This window comes from Frigoribacterium sp. AC394, from assembly GCF_979258095.1.
This window is the reverse complement of sequence record NZ_OZ409834.1, coordinates 2,206,392-2,221,257: the sequence shown is the minus strand read 5'-3', so window position 1 is coordinate 2,221,257 and position 14,866 is coordinate 2,206,392. Positions and strand designations below refer to the sequence as shown.

At 66.0% G+C, this 14,866-nt stretch carries 26 protein-coding genes; 1 reads left to right on the top strand and 25 read right to left on the bottom strand.

Annotated elements, in window-relative coordinates; translation table 11 throughout:
- Positions 1–131: 131 nt before the first annotated feature.
- Both rpmJ and infA read right to left on the bottom strand, forming a co-directional pair.
- Positions 132–248, bottom strand: a complete 117-nt coding sequence (gene rpmJ / locus ACZZY9_RS10365; protein ID WP_043593327.1) for a 50S ribosomal protein L36 — start codon at positions 246–248, stop codon at positions 132–134.
- A gap of 68 nt (positions 249–316) precedes the next feature.
- The gene (gene infA / locus ACZZY9_RS10360; RefSeq protein ID WP_043593329.1) at positions 317–538 is read right to left on the bottom strand and encodes a translation initiation factor IF-1; all 222 of its coding nucleotides are present in this window, start codon (positions 536–538) and stop codon (positions 317–319) included.
- Between the two features lie 179 nt (positions 539–717).
- Between infA and ACZZY9_RS10355 the strand changes: the two genes are divergently transcribed.
- Positions 718–1,968 carry an LCP family protein gene (locus ACZZY9_RS10355; RefSeq protein ID WP_463464009.1) on the top strand — a complete coding sequence of 417 codons (1,251 nt, stop codon included), beginning with the start codon at positions 718–720 and terminating at the stop codon, positions 1,966–1,968.
- 59 nt (positions 1,969–2,027) lie between these two features.
- On the opposite strand, the gene map is transcribed toward ACZZY9_RS10355, so the two are convergent.
- From map to rpsJ, 23 genes are all read right to left on the bottom strand, one after another.
- Positions 2,028–2,861 carry a type I methionyl aminopeptidase gene (gene map, locus ACZZY9_RS10350; RefSeq protein WP_463464008.1) on the bottom strand — a complete coding sequence of 278 codons (834 nt, stop codon included), beginning with the start codon at positions 2,859–2,861 and terminating at the stop codon, positions 2,028–2,030.
- A 5-nt stretch (positions 2,862–2,866) separates the two neighbouring features.
- A complete protein-coding gene (locus ACZZY9_RS10345) occupies positions 2,867–3,490 on the bottom strand; it encodes an adenylate kinase (protein WP_463464007.1) in 624 nt (207 codons plus the stop codon).
- A complete protein-coding gene (gene secY / locus ACZZY9_RS10340) occupies positions 3,487–4,809 on the bottom strand; it encodes a preprotein translocase subunit SecY (RefSeq protein WP_192061042.1) in 1,323 nt (440 codons plus the stop codon). The genes ACZZY9_RS10345 and secY overlap by 4 nt, the downstream gene beginning before the upstream one ends.
- 68 nt (positions 4,810–4,877) lie before the next feature.
- Positions 4,878–5,507 carry a 50S ribosomal protein L15 gene (gene rplO / locus ACZZY9_RS10335; RefSeq protein ID WP_463464006.1) on the bottom strand — a complete coding sequence of 210 codons (630 nt, stop codon included), beginning with the start codon at positions 5,505–5,507 and terminating at the stop codon, positions 4,878–4,880.
- Complete coding sequence (gene rpmD / locus ACZZY9_RS10330; protein ID WP_055799925.1) at positions 5,507–5,692, bottom strand: 50S ribosomal protein L30; 186 nt, start codon at positions 5,690–5,692, stop codon at positions 5,507–5,509. Before rpmD ends, rplO begins: the two co-directional genes overlap by 1 nt.
- Positions 5,692–6,450 (bottom strand): 30S ribosomal protein S5, encoded by a 759-nt coding sequence (gene rpsE / locus ACZZY9_RS10325; protein WP_243214132.1) that lies wholly within the window; start codon positions 6,448–6,450, stop codon positions 5,692–5,694. The genes rpmD and rpsE overlap by 1 nt, the downstream gene beginning before the upstream one ends.
- On the bottom strand, positions 6,447–6,818 hold the full coding sequence (gene rplR, locus ACZZY9_RS10320; RefSeq protein WP_192061041.1) for a 50S ribosomal protein L18: 372 nt from the start codon (positions 6,816–6,818) through the stop codon (positions 6,447–6,449). Before rplR ends, rpsE begins: the two co-directional genes overlap by 4 nt.
- A 2-nt stretch (positions 6,819–6,820) precedes the next feature.
- The gene (rplF, locus tag ACZZY9_RS10315) at positions 6,821–7,357 is read right to left on the bottom strand and encodes a 50S ribosomal protein L6 (protein WP_320477441.1); all 537 of its coding nucleotides are present in this window, start codon (positions 7,355–7,357) and stop codon (positions 6,821–6,823) included.
- Between the two features lie 6 nt (positions 7,358–7,363).
- Positions 7,364–7,762 (bottom strand): 30S ribosomal protein S8, encoded by a 399-nt coding sequence (rpsH, locus tag ACZZY9_RS10310; protein ID WP_192061039.1) that lies wholly within the window; start codon positions 7,760–7,762, stop codon positions 7,364–7,366.
- Between the two features lie 141 nt (positions 7,763–7,903).
- A complete protein-coding gene (gene rplE / locus ACZZY9_RS10305; RefSeq protein WP_192061038.1) occupies positions 7,904–8,488 on the bottom strand; it encodes a 50S ribosomal protein L5 in 585 nt (194 codons plus the stop codon).
- The gene (gene rplX / locus ACZZY9_RS10300; RefSeq protein ID WP_192061037.1) at positions 8,488–8,847 is read right to left on the bottom strand and encodes a 50S ribosomal protein L24; all 360 of its coding nucleotides are present in this window, start codon (positions 8,845–8,847) and stop codon (positions 8,488–8,490) included. Before rplX ends, rplE begins: the two co-directional genes overlap by 1 nt.
- 3 nt (positions 8,848–8,850) lie before the next feature.
- Positions 8,851–9,219 (bottom strand): 50S ribosomal protein L14, encoded by a 369-nt coding sequence (gene rplN / locus ACZZY9_RS10295; RefSeq protein WP_043593350.1) that lies wholly within the window; start codon positions 9,217–9,219, stop codon positions 8,851–8,853.
- Between the two features lie 34 nt (positions 9,220–9,253).
- Positions 9,254–9,550, bottom strand: a complete 297-nt coding sequence (gene rpsQ / locus ACZZY9_RS10290) for a 30S ribosomal protein S17 (RefSeq protein ID WP_055799902.1) — start codon at positions 9,548–9,550, stop codon at positions 9,254–9,256.
- The gene (rpmC, locus tag ACZZY9_RS10285; RefSeq protein WP_055799900.1) at positions 9,550–9,879 is read right to left on the bottom strand and encodes a 50S ribosomal protein L29; all 330 of its coding nucleotides are present in this window, start codon (positions 9,877–9,879) and stop codon (positions 9,550–9,552) included. Before rpmC ends, rpsQ begins: the two co-directional genes overlap by 1 nt.
- Complete coding sequence (gene rplP / locus ACZZY9_RS10280; RefSeq protein WP_055799897.1) at positions 9,879–10,298, bottom strand: 50S ribosomal protein L16; 420 nt, start codon at positions 10,296–10,298, stop codon at positions 9,879–9,881. Before rplP ends, rpmC begins: the two co-directional genes overlap by 1 nt.
- Before the next feature lie 2 nt (positions 10,299–10,300).
- Positions 10,301–11,080 (bottom strand): 30S ribosomal protein S3, encoded by a 780-nt coding sequence (gene rpsC / locus ACZZY9_RS10275; RefSeq protein WP_043593357.1) that lies wholly within the window; start codon positions 11,078–11,080, stop codon positions 10,301–10,303.
- On the bottom strand, positions 11,080–11,472 hold the full coding sequence (rplV, locus tag ACZZY9_RS10270) for a 50S ribosomal protein L22 (RefSeq protein WP_055799894.1): 393 nt from the start codon (positions 11,470–11,472) through the stop codon (positions 11,080–11,082). Before rplV ends, rpsC begins: the two co-directional genes overlap by 1 nt.
- A gap of 24 nt (positions 11,473–11,496) precedes the next feature.
- Positions 11,497–11,778, bottom strand: a complete 282-nt coding sequence (gene rpsS, locus ACZZY9_RS10265) for a 30S ribosomal protein S19 (RefSeq protein ID WP_123355173.1) — start codon at positions 11,776–11,778, stop codon at positions 11,497–11,499.
- Positions 11,779–11,790: 12 nt separating this feature from the next.
- Positions 11,791–12,630 (bottom strand): 50S ribosomal protein L2, encoded by an 840-nt coding sequence (gene rplB, locus ACZZY9_RS10260; protein ID WP_192061035.1) that lies wholly within the window; start codon positions 12,628–12,630, stop codon positions 11,791–11,793.
- A gap of 18 nt (positions 12,631–12,648) precedes the next feature.
- The gene (gene rplW, locus ACZZY9_RS10255) at positions 12,649–12,948 is read right to left on the bottom strand and encodes a 50S ribosomal protein L23 (RefSeq protein ID WP_055799883.1); all 300 of its coding nucleotides are present in this window, start codon (positions 12,946–12,948) and stop codon (positions 12,649–12,651) included.
- On the bottom strand, positions 12,945–13,607 hold the full coding sequence (gene rplD / locus ACZZY9_RS10250; protein WP_192061034.1) for a 50S ribosomal protein L4: 663 nt from the start codon (positions 13,605–13,607) through the stop codon (positions 12,945–12,947). The genes rplW and rplD overlap by 4 nt, the downstream gene beginning before the upstream one ends.
- A gap of 3 nt (positions 13,608–13,610) precedes the next feature.
- Positions 13,611–14,261, bottom strand: coding sequence for a 50S ribosomal protein L3 (rplC, locus tag ACZZY9_RS10245; protein ID WP_167627285.1), 651 nt, complete (start codon positions 14,259–14,261; stop codon positions 13,611–13,613).
- Between the two features lie 15 nt (positions 14,262–14,276).
- Positions 14,277–14,585, bottom strand: a complete 309-nt coding sequence (gene rpsJ / locus ACZZY9_RS10240; RefSeq protein WP_056259724.1) for a 30S ribosomal protein S10 — start codon at positions 14,583–14,585, stop codon at positions 14,277–14,279.
- Positions 14,586–14,866: the final 281 nt, after the last annotated feature.

Here is a 14,866-nt window from a genome sequence, read left to right as displayed (position 1 = left end):
GCCCGGGCCTCCGCCCCGGGGTGTCCCCACGACCGCCGGAGCGTTCGTGGTTCTGGTGCTGCTTTGTCGATCTTGCTGTGGGCCGGCTCACCGGCCCGGCATCTTCAGACCGCGCGGACGCGGCCTGAGAGCTAGCCCTGACGCTGCTTGTGGCGCGGGTTGCTCTTGCAGATGACCATGACGTTGCCCTTGCGGCGGATCACCTTGCAGTGCTCGCAGATGGGCTTGACGCTGGGGTTGACCTTCATTGCTGATTCCTTGATCTCGCTGGCTTCGTGCCCCGCGGGTGCGCGGGGCCGTTCCTTTCCAGCACGCCCTACTTGTAGCGGTAGACGATCCGGCCGCGGGTCAAGTCGTAGGGCGAGAGTTCGACGATCACGCGGTCTTCGGGGAGGATGCGGATGTAGTGCTGACGCATCTTGCCGGAGATGTGGGCGAGAACTCGGTGGCCGTTCGTCAACTCAACGCGGAACATCGCGTTGGGAAGAGCCTCGATCACTGCGCCTTCGATTTCGATGACACCGTCTTTTTTGGCCATAGCCTCACTGTCGCTCAGGTTCGGGGGTGTTGGTCGTGCGGGGATGCGGTGCGGTCTGTCAGATGAAGCCGACACAAGACACCAAGGGTCGATCTTATGTGATGCCGCTATAGTTCAGCAACCTGCGTTGTCGATGCGACACGCCGGATCGTCGAGACATGCCGAGACAGGGAGCCCGAATGCCCGGACGAACCACTCCGAGGAGCCCCCGCGGCATCGCCCGTCACGGGCGGCTGCGACGACGTGGTCCGGTCCGCCCGCTGCTCGCGTTCGTGGCGGGCGGGCTCGCCGTCGCGCTGGTGAGCGGGGCTTCGGTGGCGGCGATAGCCGTGCGTTCGGCCACTTCGGACGTCTCGACGGTCGTGCTCGGCAACGAGGATTCCGTCCGGGACATCCGGATCTCCGAGATCACCGGCGGAGCCAACATCCTCCTCGTCGGCACGGACGTCCGAACCGCAGACAGCCAGATCGACGCCGGGACGACCGACGGCGCTCGCAACGACGTGACGATCCTCGTGCACCTCTCGGAGGACCACTCCCAGATGAGCGCCGTGAGCTTCCCCCGCGACATGATGGTCTCCGTCCCCGAGTGCACTGGACCCGACGGCACGTACTACCCGGCCGAGACCCGCGTCCAGTTCAACACCACCCTGGAGCGCGGCGGGCTCTCCTGCACGGTGTCCACGGTCGAGTCGATCACGGGTCTCGCGATCCCCTACGCCTCGGCGATCACCTTCGACGGCGTCATCGAGATGTCCAACGCCCTGGGCGGCGTCGACGTCTGCGTCGCTCAGCAGATCACCGACACGGACAGCGGGCTCGACCTCTCCCCCGGGACGCACTCCCTCCAGGGCGTCGACGCTCTGGCGTTCCTGCGCACACGTCACGGCGTCGGCGACGGCAGCGACCTCGCGCGCATCAGCTCGCAGCAGGTCTTCCTGTCGGCCATGATGCGGCAGATCCTCTCCGTCGGCACGCTCTCGAACCCCGCGACGCTCTACAAGCTCGCCTCCGCGGCGCTCAGCAACATGGAGCTCTCCTCGACGCTGAACTCCCCCGACACGCTCGTGCAGCTGGCATACGCCGCACGGGACCTCTCGCCGGCCGAGATCGTCTTCGTCCAGTACCCCGTCGTCGACGACCCCTACGACTCGAACCGGGTCGTGGCGTCCGAAGCCGACGCGGCGACGTTGAACGCGGCACTGGCGGCCGACACCAAGTTCACGGTCGGCGACGAGAGCAACGGACGCGCGTCCGTCGCACAGGATCCCACCGCGACGCCGTCCACGCCCGTCAGCCCGACGACTCCCGCGCCCGACGCGGAGGCCGCGCCCACGGCACCTGCCACCGACGCGCCCGTCTCGACGCTGCCCTCGACCATCTCCGGGCAGACCGCAGCGGAAGAGACCTGCAGCGTCGGCAACGGCTGATCCCACCGGGCGGAGTGGTCGTTCCACCGTTCCGCACCGCACGTCGCGCTCGGGTCGACTCAGGCGATCGGGACCGGCGTGATGCCCAGCGGGGCGAGACCGGCTGCGCCGCCGTCGGCGGAGGTGAGCACCCAGATGCCGTCGTCGTGGACGGCGATGGAGTGCTCCCAGTGCGCCGCGTCGGAAGCATCGACGGTCGAGACCGTCCACTCGTCGGCACCGGTGACGGTGTCGATCGTGCCGGAAGTGATCATGGGCTCGATGGCCACGACGAGGCCGGGCTTGACCGAAGGGCTGCGCCCCGAGACCCGGTAGTTGAAGACGGGCGGGTCTTCGTGCATGGAACGGCCGATGCCATGACCCGTGTAGTCCTCGATGATGCCGAACCGGCCCTGGCTCTCGACGTGGTCTTCGATGGCGCCACCGACCTCGTCCAGCCTGCGCGCCGTCGCGAGTGCCGCGATGCCGTGCCACAGAGCCTGCTCGGTGACGTCGTTGAGCCGCCGACGCGAGGCGACGACGTCGGGACGCGACGGATCGTCGAGGACGAAGGTGCGGGCGCTGTCGCCGTTCCAGCCGTCGACCTCGGCCCCGCTGTCGATGGACACGATGTCACCCGCGCGGAGCACACGCTCACCGGGCATGCCATGGACGACCTCGTCGTTGACCGACGCGCAGACGGTGTGGCGGTACCCGGGCACCAGCATGAAGTTGGGCACGCCGCCCCCGTCTCGGATGACGGCCTCGGCTATGGCGTCGAGCTCTCGGGTCGTGACACCCGGTCGGATGGCCGCGGCTACCGCGTCGAGCGACTCGGCCGTCAGGAGACCAGGACGGACCATGGACCGCATCTCGTCCCGGCTCTTGTAGATGCCGGGTCTCCGCAGACCCATCAGGTTCAGGAGGCCGCGGCGGTGGAGCGGAAACCGCGCTCGGTCAGCGCCGAGTCGATGCGTGCCGCCACCTCGGCGATGCTGCCCAGACCGTCGACCTCGACGAGCAGACCGCGTTCGCGGTACGTCTCGACCAGCGGTGCCGTCTCACGCAGGTACACGTCTTGACGGTGGCGGATCGCCTCTTCGGTGTCGTCGTCGCGACCCTGCTCGAGTGCGCGCTTACGGAGACGCTCGACGATCTCGTCGCGATCCGCGACGAGCTGCACGACACCGGTGAGCGACGATCCCCGCTCGGCCAGGTGGGCGTCGAGGAAGTCGACCTGAGCCATCGTGCGCGGGTAGCCGTCGAGCAGGAAGCCCTCTGCGGCGTCGCTCTGCGCGAGACGATCCGAGATGAGCTCGTTCGTCAGGCTGTCGGGAACGTAGTCGCCGGCGGCGAGGATGGCTTTGACCTTCAGCCCGAGCTCGGTCTCGTTCTTCACGTTGGCACGGAAGATGTCACCCGTCGACACGGCGGGGATGCCGTACGCCTCGGCGATGGCCGACGCCTGAGTGCCCTTGCCGGCCCCGGGGGGACCGACGATGAGGAGGCGCGGGCTGATGTGTCCGTCGACACCGGTGCTCATCGGAGGAGCCCTTCGTAGTGACGCTGCTGGAGTTGAGAGTCGATCTGCTTCACCGTCTCGAGACCGACACCCACGATGATTAGGATGCTCGCGCCTCCGAAGGGGAAGTTCTGGTTCGCGCCCACGGTCGCCAGGGCGATCAGCGGGATGAGGGCGATGATGCCGAGGTAGAGGGCACCGGGGAGCGTGACCCGCGTCAGGACGTAGTCGAGGTACTCGGCGGTGGGTCGACCGGCGCGGATGCCCGGGATGAACCCGCCGTACTTCTTCATGTTGTCGGCGACCTCTTCGGGGTTGAAGGTGATCGCGACGTAGAAGTACGTGAACCCGACGATGAGCGCGAAGTAAACGAGCATGTAGAGGGGGTTGTCACCGGACGTCAGGTTGGCCTGGACCCAGCTGACCCATGCGGGCGGAGCCGTGCCGTCGGCGGGCTGATTGAACTGCGCGACGAGGGCTGGCAGGTAGAGGAGCGACGAGGCGAAGATGACGGGCACGACGCCGGCCATGTTGACCTTGATCGGGATGTACGTGTTGTTGCCGCCGTATGTCCGTCTACCGACCATCCGCTTCGCGTACTGGACCGGGATGCGGCGCTGGGACTGTTCGACGAAGACCACGGCGGCCATGATGACGAGGCCTACCGCGATGACCATGAGGAAGATCTCGAAGCCACGAGCCTGGGCGATGCTCCAGAGAGCCGTGGGGAACCGGGCGGCGATCGACGTGAAGATGAGGAGCGACATGCCGTTGCCGATGCCGCGCTCGGTGATGAGCTCGCCCATCCACATGATGAGGCCGGTACCGGCGGTCATGGTGATCACCATGAGCATGACGGCGTACCACGCGTCGTTCGTGATGAGCTGGCTGCACTCGGCTGCGCCGGATCCGCTGAACAGGGCGCCGGAACGGGCCACGGTGATCAGGGTCGTCGACTGCAGGATGCCGAGCGCGATCGTGAGGTAACGGGTGTACTGGGTCAGCTTCGCCTGGCCCGACTGGCCCTCTTTGTAGAGAGTGTCGAAGTGGGGGATGACGACCCGGAGCAGCTGCACGATGATCGACGACGTGATGTACGGCATGATGCCGAGCGCGAAGACCGAGAGCTGGAGGAGCGCGCCACCGCTGAAGAGGTTGACGAGCTCGTAGAGACCCGACGTGCCGGTGTTGCCGGCGAGACAGAGCTGCACGTTCTGGTAATCGACGAACGGTGCGGGGATGAACGAACCCAACCGGAAGAGCGCGATGATGCCGAGCGTGAACCCGATCTTGCGACGCAGGTCGGGGGTGCGCATGATTCGCGCGACAGCTCTGAACACGTGGTGCCTCCCGGTACGAGGATAGACGACTGATGGGGGTGGCCCTCTCGGACCACCCCCTCAGGTGATTACTTGGTGACGGACCCGCCGGCGGCGACGATCTTGTCTTCGGCGGAGCCGGAGACCTTGTCGACCGCGACGGTCAGCTTGACGCTGAGGTCGCCCTGTCCGAGGACCTTGACCTTCTCGTTCTTGCGGACTGCACCCTTGGCGACGAGGTCGCTCACGGTGACGTCGCCACCCTGCGGGTAGAGCTCGCCGAGCTTCTCGAGGTTCACGACCTGGTACTCGACGCGGAACGGGTTCTTGAACCCGCGCAGCTTCGGAGTACGCATGTGGAGCGGCATCTGCCCACCCTCGAAGCCGACCTTGACCTGGTACCGGGCCTTCTGGCCCTTGGTTCCACGACCAGCGGTCTTACCCTTCGAACCTTCACCGCGTCCCACGCGGGTCTTCGCCTTCTTGGCACCGGGAGCCGGACGAAGGTGGTGCACCTTGAGCACCTGGGGACGGGCGACGTCGTCGGACGACTTCGCGGCGGGAGCGGCCTTGGTGGTCGAACCCGTCGAAGCGGCGGCCTTGTCGGCAGCCGGCTTCTTGGCGGCTGCCTTGGGGGCAGCCTTCGTGGTCGTCGCCTTGGTGGCGGCGGCCTTCTTCGGAGCGGCCTTCGCGGCCGTCTCCTTCTTCTCGTCAGCCATTAGTCAATCTCCTCGACCTTCACGAGGTGGGCGACCGTGTTGACGTAGCCGCGGTTCTGCTTGTTGTCTTCGCGGACGACCGACTGGCCGATGCGCTTGAGGCCCAAGCTCCGCAGCGTGTCACGCTGGTTCTGCTTCTCGCTGATTACGGACTTGATCTGGGTCACCTTGAGGTTGGCGGCCATCATGCACCTGCCTTCGCGGTTGCTGCGTCACGCGCCGCCTGCTCTGCACGAACCATGAAGGCCGGCATGACGGCGTCGATGTCGAGCCCACGACGGGCGGCGACGGCACGCGGCTCTTCGAGCTGCTTGAGCGCCTCGACGGTCGCGTGGACGATGTTGATCGTGTTGGACGAACCGAGCGACTTGCTCAGCACGTCGTGGACACCGGCGCACTCGAGCACGGCGCGGACGGGACCACCGGCGATGACACCGGTACCGGCCGAGGCCGGACGCAGCATGACGACGCCTGCAGCGGCCTCACCCTGCACGGGGTGCGGGATCGTGTTGCCGATGCGGGGGACGCGGAAGAAGTTCTTCTTCGCCTCTTCGACGCCCTTGCTGATCGCCGTGGGGACCTCGCGGGCCTTGCCGTAGCCGACGCCGACGAGTCCGTTGCCGTCTCCGACCACGACGAGCGCGGTGAAGCTGAAGCGACGACCGCCCTTGACGACCTTGGACACGCGGTTGATCGTGACGACTCGCTCCAGGAACTGGCTCTTGTCGTCGCGGTCACCGCGGCCGCGGCCACCGGCGTTGCGATCCCCGCGTCCCTGACCGCCACGGCGGTCGGTACGACCACCCTCGCGGTTGTTGGACTCGGAGCCCGCAGCCGTCTCGACGGGGCGCTCGACGACGGCCTCGGCCGGAGCCTTGGTCGCCTCGGTCGTCGCAGTCGCCTCGGGCTCGGCGGGGGGTGTGGTGTTCGTAGCGTCGCTCACAGGTTCAAACCAGCCTCTCGGGCGCCTTCGGCGATGGCCGCGACGCGTCCGGCGTACTTGTTGCCGCCGCGATCGAACACGACGGCCTCGATGCCCGCTGCCTTGGCGCGCTCGGCGACGAGCTCGCCGACCTTGCGGGACTTAGCGGTCTTGTCACCGTCGAACGACCGCAGGTCGGCCTCGAGGGTCGATGCGCTGGCGACGGTGAAGCCCTTGCTGTCGTCGACGACCTGCACGAACACGTGCCGGGCCGAACGGGTGACGACGAGACGGGGGCGCTCTTCGGTGCCCACGACCTTCTTGCGCAGGCGGGTGTGACGGCGCTTGGTGGCGGCCGACTTGCTCTTTCCTCGTGTACCGAGACCCATGATTACTTACCTGACTTTCCGGCCTTGCGGCGGACGACCTCGCCGGCGTAGCGCACACCCTTGCCCTTGTAGGGCTCGGGCTTGCGCAGCTTGCGGATGTTGGCGGCGACTTCGCCGACGGCCTGCTTGTCGATTCCGACGACCGTGAGCTTGTTGTTGCCTTCGACCGTGAAGCTGATGCCCGCAGGCGGCTCGACGGTGATGGGGTGCGAGTAACCGAGGGCGAACTCGACGTTCGAGCCCTTGGCCTGGACGCGGTAGCCGGTTCCGACGACCTCGAGGCCCTTCGTGTAGCCCTGCGTCACACCGATGATCTGGTTGGCGATGAGGGTACGCGTGAGGCCGTGCAGCGAACGCGACTCGCGCTCGTCGTCGGGGCGGGTCACGACGACCGTGCCCTCTTCGAGCTTGGCTTCGATGGGGCTCTTCACGATGAGCGACAGCTCACCCTTGGGGCCCTTGACGGTGACGGCCTGGCCGTCGATCTTCACGTCGACCCCGGCAGGGATCGAGATGGGGAGTCTTCCGATTCGAGACATGACGAGTTACCACACGTAGGCGATGACTTCTCCGCCCACGCCCTTCTTCTGGGCCTCACGGTCGGTCAGCAGACCGGAGGAAGTCGACAGGATGGCTACACCGAGTCCACCGAGCACCTGAGGGATCTCGGTCGACTTCGCGTAGACCCGGAGACCGGGCTTCGACACGCGCTTGATGCCCTTGATGGAGCGCTCACGGGCGGGGCCGTACTTGAGGTCGATGGTGAGGGTCTGTCCGACGCGGGCGTCTTCGACCTTCCACGACTCGATGAAACCCTCGCGCTTGAGGATCTCGGCGATGTGGGACTTGAGCTTGCTGCTCGGAAGCGACACGGTCTCGTGGAAGGCCGAGTTCGCGTTGCGCAGTCTGGTCAGCAGGTCTGCGACCGGATCTGTCATCGTCATGCGATTGATCTCTTTCTCATCCGGTTTCGACATCCGGTACACCGGGTGCCGACCTGGACGATCGGGTGGTCGCAGAGCGAATCTCCGCGACCTCAGGGGAACGGCCGGCAACTCGACGTGCGAGTTGCCGACCGGACGATCTTACTTGGCCGAGTCGGCCGAACGGAACGGGAAGCCGAGCGCCTTCAGCAGCGCGCGTCCCTCGTCGTCGTTCTTGGCGGTGGTGACGACGGTGATGTCGAATCCACGCACGCGGTCGATGCGGTCCTGGTCGATCTCGTGGAACATGCTCTGCTCCGTGAGACCGAACGTGTAGTTGCCGTTTCCGTCGAACTGGCGGTCGCTGAGACCACGGAAGTCGCGGATGCGGGGAAGCGCGAGCGACAGCAGCCGGTCGAGGAACTCCCATGCACGGTCGCCGCGAAGCGTCACGTGGGCGCCGATGGGCTGACCCTCGCGGAGCTTGAACTGGGCGATCGACTTGCGAGCCTTCGTGACCTGCGGCTTCTGACCCGTGATGGCGGTGAGGTCCTTGATGGCACCGTCGATGATCTTGCTGTCACGAGCGGCCTCGCCGACACCGGTGTTCACGACGATCTTGACCAGGCCGGGGACCTGGTGGACGTTCGTGAAACCGAAGTCGCTCTTCAGCTGCGGAAGGATCTCCGCGCGGTACTTCGCCTTGAGGCGCGGCAGCGCAGTCGGGGTGGTGGTGGTGTCAGTCATCAGAGGTTCTCTCCCGACGCCTTGGCGTAACGGACACGGACGGTCTTGGTGACGCCGCCCTTGGTGACCGTCTCTTCACGGAAGCCCACTCGCGTCGGCTTCTTGGTCTTGGGGTCGACGATGGCGACGTTCGACACGTGGATGGGTGCCTCGTGCGTCTCGATGCCACCGGTCTTCGTGCCGCGCTGCGTCTGGCCGACGCGGACGTGCTTGGTGACGAGGTTGACGCCCTCGACGACCACGCGGTTGCGCTCGACGAGGACCTCGAGGACCTTGCCCTGCTTGCCACGGTCGCCGCCACGCGTCTGCGTCGCGCCGGTGATGACCTGAACCAGGTCACCCTTCTTGATGTTTGCCATGACTTAGATAACCTCCGGCGCCAGCGAGATGATCTTCATGAACTTCTTGTCGCGAAGTTCGCGACCGACCGGCCCGAAGATACGGGTACCGCGGGGGTCCCCATCGGCCTTCAGGATCACTGCGGCGTTCTCGTCGAACTTGATGTAAGAGCCGTCCGGACGACGGACCTCTTTCTTGGTGCGAACGATGACGGCTTTGACGACGTCACCCTTCTTGACGTTTCCGCCGGGGATGGCGTCCTTCACCGTTGCGACAATGACGTCACCGAGACCCGCGTAACGACGGCCGGAGCCTCCGAGGACGCGGATGGTGAGGATCTCTTTCGCACCGGTGTTGTCGGCGATCTTGAGGCGGGATTCCTGCTGAATCACTTGTGTCTCCTTCTACGCAAGCAGGCCGCGAGGCCTACTTCGCCTTCTCGAGGATCTCGACCAGGCGCCAGCGCTTGGAGGCGCTGAGCGGACGGGTCTCGCTGATCACGACGAGGTCGCCGACACCGGCCGCGTTGGCCTCGTCGTGCGCCTTGACCTTGGACGTGCGGCGGATGACCTTGCCGTACAGGGGGTGCTTGACGCGGTCCTCGACCTCGACGGTGATGGTCTTGTCCATCTTGTCGCTGGTCACGTAGCCGCGACGGGTCTTGCGGTAGCCGCGGGTCTCGACGGCTGCCGAGTCGACCTCGGTCTTGTTCTCGGTAGCCATTACTTCTCCTCGGCGGTCTCGACGGTCTCGGCGGCGGGCGCCTCGTCGGCGGCGGCCTTCTTGGTCGACTTCTTGGTCGCCTTGGGAGCGGCCTCGACGGCGACGGGGGTGGCACGGATGCCGAGCTCGCGCTCACGCAGAACCGTGTAGATGCGAGCGATGTCGCGCTTCACGGCACGCAGGCGGCCGTGGCTCTCGAGCTGGCCCGTGGCCGACTGGAAGCGCAGGTTGAACAGCTCTTCTTTGGCCTTCTTCAGCTCGTCGACCAGACGCTCGTCTTCGAAAGTGTCGAGCTCGGTCGGACGGAGCTCTTTGGATCCGATCGCCATTATGCGTCGCCCTCCTCGCGCTTGATGATGCGTGCCTTGAGGGGCAGCTTGTGGATCGCACGAGTGAGTGCCTCGCGCGCGATTTCGTCAGACACGCCGCTGAGCTCGAAGAGCACGCGACCGGGCTTGACGTTGGCGACCCACCACTCGGGCGAACCCTTACCGGAACCCATGCGGGTCTCGGCGGGCTTCTTCGTGAGGGGGCGGTCGGGGTAGATGTTGATCCAGACCTTGCCGCCGCGCTTGATGTGACGCGTCATGGCGATACGAGCGGACTCGATCTGACGGTTGGTCACGTAAGCGGGCGTGAGTGCCTGGATGCCGTACTCACCGAAGCTGACCTTGGTGCCACCAGTGGCCTGGCCACTGCGACCGGGGTGGTGCTGCTTGCGGTGCTTGACACGACGGGGGATAAGCATGGTTACGCCTCAGCTCCTGTGGTGGCGGGTGCCTTCTGCTCGCGGGGAGCGCGGTCGCCCCCGCCGCGACGGGCACCGTCACGGTCGTTACGGCGCTCGGGGCGAGACGACTTCTGGTTCGCCTGCTCGCGTGCGAGCTCCTTGTTGGTGATGTCGCCCTTGTAGATCCAGACCTTGACACCGATGCGACCGAAGGTGGTCTTGGCCTCGTAGAAGCCGTAGTCGATGTTCGCGCGGAGCGTGTGCAGGGGCACGCGGCCCTCGCGGTAGAACTCCGAGCGGCTCATCTCGGCGCCGCCGAGACGACCGGACACCTGGATGCGGACACCCTTGGCGCCGGCGCGCTGCGCGCCCTGGAGGCCCTTGCGCATCGCACGACGGAAGGCGACACGAGCAGCGAGCTGCTCGGCGATGCCCTGTGCGACGAGCTGAGCCTCGGCCTCGGGGTTCTTGACCTCGAGGATGTTGAGCTGGATCTGCTTGCTCGTGAGCTTCTCGAGGTCGCCGCGGATGCGCTCGGCCTCGGCGCCACGACGACCGATCACGATGCCCGGACGGGCGGTGTGGATGTCGACGCGGACGCGGTCACGGGTGCGCTCGATCTCGATCTTGGCCACGCCGGCGCGGTCGAGCGAGGTCTTGAGCAGGGTGCGGATCTTCACGTCTTCGGCGACGTAGTCGCTGTAACGCTGGCCCGGCTTGGTGCTGTCGGTGAACCACCGCGACACGTGGTCGGTGGTGATGCCCAGACGGAAGCCGTACGGGTTTACTTTCTGGCCCATTACTTGCTCGCCTTCTTCGTAGCGTCGGCAGCCTCGACCTCATCAGGCGTCGCGAGGACGATCGTGATGTGGCTGGTGCGCTTCAGGATCTGGAAGGCGCGCCCCTGGGCTCGCGGCTGGAACCGCTTGAGGGTTGCACCCTGATCGACGAATGCACGGCTCACGTAGAGGTCCTGCTCGTCGAGGTAGCTGTTGTCTTTGTCCGCCTTGACACGGGCGTTGGCCATGGCCGACGCGACGAGCTTGTAGACGGGCTCGCTCGCACCCTGGGGCGCGAACTTCAGGATGGCCAGGGCCTCGAGGGCCTGCTTGCCGCGGATCAGGTTGACGACGCGACGGGCCTTCATGGGGGTGACGCGGATGTGACGCACGCGTGCGATCGACTCCACCATTTCTCTCCTCCTTACGTCGCCGCGTTAGCGGCGACGACCCTTCTTGTCGTCCTTCACGTGACCACGGAAGGTGCGGGTGGGCGCGAACTCACCGAGCTTGTGGCCGATCATGCTCTCGGTCACGAACACGGGGATGTGCTTGCGTCCGTCGTGCACGGCGATGGTGTGTCCCAGCATGTTCGGGATGATCATCGATCGGCGCGACCAGGTCTTGATGACGTTCTTGGTGCTGGCCTCGTTCTGCGTGACGACCTTGCGGAGCAGGTGGTCGTCAACGAAGGGGCCCTTCTTAAGACTGCGTGGCATCTTCTACAACTCCTACTTACGCTTCTTGCCAGCGTTACGACGACGGACGATGAGCTTGTCGCTCTCCTTGTTGGGGTGGCGCGTGCGGCCTTCTTTCTGGCCCCACGGGCTGACCGGGTGACGACCACCGGAGGTCTTGCCCTCACCACCACCGTGCGGGTGGTCGACGGGGTTCATGGCGACACCACGGACGGTCGGGCGGACGCCCTTCCAGCGCATGCGGCCGGCCTTGCCCCAGTTGATGTTCGACTGCTCGGCGTTGCCGACCTCGCCGATGGTGGCGCGGCAGCGGGCGTCGACGTTGCGGACCTCGCCCGACGGCAGACGGAGCTGCGCGTAGGGGCCGTCTTTGGCGACCAGACGGACCGACGCACCGGCGGAACGGGCCATCTTCGCGCCTCCACCGGGCTTGAGCTCGATGGCGTGGATGACGGTACCGACGGGGATGTTCTTCAGCGGCAGGTTGTTGCCGGGCTTGATGTCGGCCCCGGCACCCGACTCGACGATGTCACCCTGCGACAGCTTGTTCGGAGCGATGATGTAGCGCTTCGAGCCGTCCATGAAGTGCAGGAGCGCGATGCGCGCCGTGCGGTTGGGGTCGTACTCGATGTGAGCGACCTTGGCGTTGACGCCGTCTTTGTCGTGACGACGGAAGTCGATCACGCGGTACTGGCGCTTGTGGCCACCACCGATGTGACGGGTCGTGATGCGACCGGCGTTGTTACGCCCACCCGACTTGGTCAGCGGACGGAGCAGCGACTTCTCGGGCGTCGAACGCGTGATCTCCGCGAAGTCGGCGACCGACGAACCGCGGCGACCCGGCGTCGTGGGCTTGTAGTTACGAATAGCCATGTTTTATCCCTCTGCTCCCTAGCCGACAGCCGTGAAGATGTCGATGGAACCGGACTTGAGCGTCACGATGGCGCGCTTGGTGTCTTTGCGCTTGCCGGTCCCGAAACGGGTGCGACGGGTCTTGCCCGTCCGGTTGAGCGTGTTGATGCTGTCGACCTTGACGTCGAAGATCTTCTCGATGGCGAGCTTGATCTCGGTCTTGTTCGACCGCGGGTCGACGATGAAGGTGTACTTGCCCTGATCGATCAGGGAGTAGCTCTTCTCGGAGACGACGGGCGAGATGATGACGTCGCGAGGGTCCTTGCCGTAGCCGCTCATGCGGAGGCCTCCTTCTTGGTCTTCGAGGCGACGAAGCCGTCGAAGGCGCTCTTCGTGAAGACGATGTCGTCGCTGACGAGCACGTCGTAGGCGTTGAGCTGGTCGTACGTGATCACGTGGACCGTGGTCACGTTGCGAACGCTCTTGCGGGTCAGCTCGTCGTCGCGGTCGACGACGATCAGGACGTGCTTGCTCGACGCGACGGACGCGAGGAGGTCGAGCGCGACCTTGGTGCTGATCGAGTCGGCGACGAAGCTCTCGACGACGTGGACGCGGGCACCGCGTGCACGGTCGGACAGGGCGCCGAGGAGGGCTGCGGCGATCATCTTCTTGGGCGTGCGCTGCGCGTAGTCACGCGGCTGCGGCCCGTGGACGATGCCACCGCCGGTCATCTGAGGAGCGCGGATCGAGCCCTGACGAGCGCGACCGGTTCCCTTCTGCTTGAACGGCTTGCGACCGGCGCCGGAGACCTCGCCACGACGCTTGGTCTTGTGGGTTCCCTGACGGGCGGCGGCCTGCTGGGCGACGACGACCTGGTGGATCAGCGGGACGTTGGTGACGACGTCGAAGAGCTCGACGGGCAGCTCGACGGTGCCGGTCTTCGAGCCGGTGGCGTCGAGGACGTCGACCGAGGCGGCCGATGCGGTAGTGGTGGCCATGAGCTACTTCCCCTTCACGGCGGTACGGACGAAAACGATGCGGCCGCGAGCACCGGGGACGGCGCCCTTGACGAGCAGCAGACCCTTCTCGGCGTCGACGGCGTGCACCGTGAGGTTCAGGATGGTGACCCGGTCGCCACCCATGCGACCGGCCATGCGCATGCCCTTGAAGACACGGCTGGGGGTCGACGAAGCACCGATCGAACCGGGCTTGCGGTGGTTGCGGTGGGCACCGTGCGAGGCGCCGACGCCCTTGAAGTTGTGACGCTTCATGACACCGGCGAAGCCCTTGCCCTTGGAGGTGCCGACGACGTCGACCTTCTGGCCGGCCTCGAAGGTGTCGACCGTGAGCTCCTGACCGAGTGCGTACTCGGCGGCGTCGGCGGTGCGGACCTCGGTGAGGTGGCGGCGGGGCGTGACACCGGCGGCGTCGAAGTGACCGACGGCCGGCTTGGTGGCCTTTCGGGGGTCGATCTGACCGGCGGCGATCTGGACGGCCGTGTAACCGTCTTTCTCGAGCGAGCGGACCTGGGTCACGACGTTCGGAGCGATCTCGACGACGGTGACGGGGATGAGCTTGTTGTTCTCGTCCCAGACCTGGGTCATGCCGAGCTTCTTGCCGAGCAGGCCCTTGACGTTCTTCGTGGTGCTGATGGTCATGGTCGCCCCCTACAGCTTGATCTCGATGTTGACGTCGGCGGGGAGGTCGAGACGCATGAGCGAGTCGACGGCCTTCGGCGTCGGGTCGACGATGTCGATGAGGCGCTTGTGCGTGCGCTTCTCGAAGTGCTCGCGCGAGTCCTTGTACTTGTGGGGCGAACGGATCACGACGACCACGTTCTTCTCCGTCGGCAGCGGCACGGGGCCGACCACCGTAGCGCCCGCGCGGGTGACCGTGTCGACGATCTTGCGCGCGGAGGAGTCGATGACCTCGTGGTCATACGACTTAAGTCGGATGCGGATCTTCTGTCCCGCCATGTGTGACTCTCTCTCGTTCGGACGTCGCGCACCTCGAGGGCCGCCTGACGCTGTTTGCTGGGCAAACATCTGGCACTACGTGTCTCTCGCGTACCGCTGTTCTTGTGTCAATCCATCTCGGAACCCGGCCGATGGCCGCGGAGAAGACCCGGGGAGGGCAGTCATCGTGGTCATCGCCCCGCCTGCCGCACCCCGAGGGGCGGGCGTCGCAAGGGATTCGATTGTGAGATGCGTCCTGCTACCCGCGGCCCAGACGCGATACGTCTGTGCACTGCCTGGCA

Bases quoted from the DNA above. Each gene is read 5' to 3' on its own strand.
- rpmJ (WP_043593327.1), bottom strand. From the start codon at position 248: ATGAAGGTCAACCCCAGCGTCAAGCCCATCTGCGAGCACTGCAAGGTG.
- infA (WP_043593329.1), bottom strand. From the start codon at position 538: ATGGCCAAAAAAGACGGTGTCATCGAAATCGAAGGCGCAGTGATCGAG.
- ACZZY9_RS10355 (WP_463464009.1), top strand. From the start codon at position 718: ATGCCCGGACGAACCACTCCGAGGAGCCCCCGCGGCATCGCCCGTCAC.
- map (WP_463464008.1), bottom strand. From the start codon at position 2,861: ATGGGTCTGCGGAGACCCGGCATCTACAAGAGCCGGGACGAGATGCGG.
- ACZZY9_RS10345 (WP_463464007.1), bottom strand. From the start codon at position 3,490: ATGAGCACCGGTGTCGACGGACACATCAGCCCGCGCCTCCTCATCGTC.
- rplO (WP_463464006.1), bottom strand. From the start codon at position 5,507: ATGGCTGACGAGAAGAAGGAGACGGCCGCGAAGGCCGCTCCGAAGAAG.
- rpmD (WP_055799925.1), bottom strand. From the start codon at position 5,692: ATGGCCGCCAACCTCAAGGTGACCCAGATCAAGTCCGTAATCAGCGAG.
- rplR (WP_192061041.1), bottom strand. From the start codon at position 6,818: ATGGGTCTCGGTACACGAGGAAAGAGCAAGTCGGCCGCCACCAAGCGC.
- rplF (WP_320477441.1), bottom strand. From the start codon at position 7,357: ATGTCTCGAATCGGAAGACTCCCCATCTCGATCCCTGCCGGGGTCGAC.
- rpsH (WP_192061039.1), bottom strand. From the start codon at position 7,762: ATGACGATGACAGATCCGGTCGCAGACCTGCTGACCAGACTGCGCAAC.
- rplE (WP_192061038.1), bottom strand. From the start codon at position 8,488: ATGACTGACACCACCACCACCCCGACTGCGCTGCCGCGCCTCAAGGCG.
- rplX (WP_192061037.1), bottom strand. From the start codon at position 8,847: ATGGCAAACATCAAGAAGGGTGACCTGGTTCAGGTCATCACCGGCGCG.
- rpsQ (WP_055799902.1), bottom strand. From the start codon at position 9,550: ATGGCTACCGAGAACAAGACCGAGGTCGACTCGGCAGCCGTCGAGACC.
- rpmC (WP_055799900.1), bottom strand. From the start codon at position 9,879: ATGGCGATCGGATCCAAAGAGCTCCGTCCGACCGAGCTCGACACTTTC.
- rplP (WP_055799897.1), bottom strand. From the start codon at position 10,298: ATGCTTATCCCCCGTCGTGTCAAGCACCGCAAGCAGCACCACCCCGGT.
- rpsC (WP_043593357.1), bottom strand. From the start codon at position 11,080: ATGGGCCAGAAAGTAAACCCGTACGGCTTCCGTCTGGGCATCACCACC.
- rplV (WP_055799894.1), bottom strand. From the start codon at position 11,472: ATGGTGGAGTCGATCGCACGCGTGCGTCACATCCGCGTCACCCCCATG.
- rpsS (WP_123355173.1), bottom strand. From the start codon at position 11,778: ATGCCACGCAGTCTTAAGAAGGGCCCCTTCGTTGACGACCACCTGCTC.
- rplB (WP_192061035.1), bottom strand. From the start codon at position 12,630: ATGGCTATTCGTAACTACAAGCCCACGACGCCGGGTCGCCGCGGTTCG.
- rplW (WP_055799883.1), bottom strand. From the start codon at position 12,948: ATGAGCGGCTACGGCAAGGACCCTCGCGACGTCATCATCTCGCCCGTC.
- rplD (WP_192061034.1), bottom strand. From the start codon at position 13,607: ATGGCCACCACTACCGCATCGGCCGCCTCGGTCGACGTCCTCGACGCC.
- rpsJ (WP_056259724.1), bottom strand. From the start codon at position 14,585: ATGGCGGGACAGAAGATCCGCATCCGACTTAAGTCGTATGACCACGAG.